Here is a 2,257-nt window from a genome sequence, read left to right on the forward strand (position 1 = left end):
CGGCAGTCCCGATGAGCGCAGCGATTTCGGGAGGGTCCAACTGTGAATACTTGTGCGCCGTGGCGTAGCCCAGGGTGCAACCCTGGGTTATGAAGGTTAAGCATTTTCCCAGCGATGGCGCGGGATGTTGATTGGAAAAATAGGGTTGACGCCAGCGCAATGGAAAAGAAGGTCGAATTGCATATCTTTTCATAGGACCTTAACATTGTCCCGATAGCTATCAGATTCGAGGTGCGTGAGTTCACTATTCTGTGATTTAAGAAAAGTCCTTTTATCTGAGTCTGGAAATTCAAAACCGCAGAGTTTTGATGTTCCGGATTCATTCATCTTAATGAATAGCCTTGCAGAAATTCTTTATCAATTAATTACAAATTCAAAACAAGAAACTATCTTGATTTTGCTAATGTTAAACTGATGAGTTTTCAGGAACGAAATGAATCACTACTAAAAAGCGAGAGTATCGAACTTATCTCAACTCACGAACACTTGAGTGTACCAATAATTGAGCGGATTTATAAGAAAATGATTCTCAATCTTAAATTTAGTAGTATACAGATTGATGATGGTGTTATAATTGATGGACATCATAGATATGTCGCTTCTTTGTTGGCAAACTACGACCTTGATCGAGTTCCGGGTCTAAGATCACAAGCAAAAAAGACATTTTATTGGTCAGACGTAGTCCTAACTAATGATGATTGGGATACCCCTGCCAAAGTGAAGCTATTAAACGAACAGGACACGAAATACAATGATATAAGTCTCGAAGTACTTCTTGAAAGAATCGAATAATTTAAATGAATTTTGTAAAATGTTGATTTTCTTAGATATAGACGGTGTGATGGTTCCTGCTGCTAGTTGGAAAACTCCAGAATTAATGGAGGATGGATTCCCTATGTTTTCAGAAAAGGCCGTCCAAGGGCTAAAAAGCATTCTTTTCCCTGGCTCAAAAATAATTCTGAGCACCAGTCACAGAGATCGATTTACTATTCAGGAATGGAAAGAAATATTTGCAAAGCGTGGATTACATGTTAAAAATCTTGATCGACTTCCTTCTTCTAAAACGCATGGTAAACGAAAAGATGAAATCCAGCAATGGTTTTCGGCCCATGTAAAACCGAAGGTCTTTGTCATAATTGATGACGATAAAACCCTATTCGATCTACCTAGAGATCTCAAAGATCATTTGGTCATTACCAGCTCATTAGTTGGTCTTACTCCGGAAAATTTGAAAGATGTTAATGGGTTGATATTAGCTCCAGCTTGAGTTCCTAAAATGAAAATTGAGATTTAAACGTTACCAAGTTAAAGAACTAAAGCCTGTCCGATAAGATGGATCTTTTTTTATGTCTGATGATGTGATTGGATGCTTCGACTACGCTCAGCACAAGTGCTTCGACTCCCCGTTGCGGCGGGCAATCTGCTCAGCACAGGAGTTGAGATGCTTCGACTTGGTTAGACATACTTCGACTAGCTCAGTAGCCGAGCTCACCAACCGTCGCTCAGCACAGAAGTTTGGGAGGTTGGAGGTTTGGAGGTTTAGAAGGTTGTCATTGTTGTCGTTGTTGTCGGGTTGTCGTTGTTGTCGTTGTTGTCGGGTTGTCGTTGTTGTCGTTGTTGTCATGGTTGTCGGGTTGTCATGGTTGTAGTGGTTGTGAGCTTCGCATGGGACTAGGAAGGAAGGGTTATCGTTGTTGTCGTTGTTGCTGAAGGAGGGTCTTTAATAGCCCAGCTTTTTAAAGCTGGGTGAGAATGGTGGCGTTTTTAACCAGCGATGGCGCAGTTTGTTAATTTGGAAAGGATGCTGTTGCCAGCGCAATGGAAATAGGAGGTTAGGAGGTTAGGAAAATGTATTGAAGATTAAAACCAAATCCCCCCGATCCGCCGCGGCGGACCGGGCAGGCCCCTACCCCCTTTAATAAGCTGACTCGTCCCAATAAAAATTGTGGTCCAAGGGGGAGGTGCGGTGGAATGATTTGGGAATTTGGGGTCGAATTGGACTTACGATAGGATCCCGGGAGGAACGAGAAAAAAGAATCATGAAACCTTCGAGGTTCTATTCAAAGCGGCAGGATAGTAAAATTATTCTTAAAGGTCTGTAAAGATTAAAACCTCAAAGGTTGCCGGCTTCGGCTAATTCCCGGTTGCGTCGCTCTTCTTCGACGACTCGATTGAAGATTTCACCGCGCTTTCGGATGCGATTGGTTTTCTGCCAGTCCATAAAGGCCACGATCACAAAAAGCATAAAATACATGAT

Annotated in this window: 2 protein-coding genes; both read left to right on the forward strand. The window is 42.2% G+C overall.

What is annotated here, in order from left to right; all coding sequences use genetic code 11:
* The first annotated feature begins 486 nt into the window (after positions 1 to 486).
* Positions 487 to 792 carry a hypothetical protein gene (locus tag ACK4HU_RS21910; RefSeq protein ID WP_409810339.1) on the forward strand — a complete coding sequence of 102 codons (306 nt, stop codon included), beginning with the start codon at positions 487 to 489 and terminating at the stop codon, positions 790 to 792.
* Between the two features lie 19 nt (positions 793 to 811).
* Entirely contained in the window at positions 812 to 1,267 is a 456-nt protein-coding gene (locus ACK4HU_RS21915) for an HAD domain-containing protein (RefSeq protein WP_409810342.1), read from the forward strand.
* Positions 1,268 to 2,257 lie beyond the last annotated feature (990 nt).

The organism is Algoriphagus sp., assembly GCF_046296635.1.
Classification (GTDB): domain Bacteria; phylum Bacteroidota; class Bacteroidia; order Cytophagales; family Cyclobacteriaceae; genus Algoriphagus.

Coding starts and splice junctions, on each gene's coding strand:
- ACK4HU_RS21915 (WP_409810342.1), top strand. CDS start 812: ATGTTGATTTTCTTAGATATAGACGGTGTGATGGTTCCTGCTGCTAGT.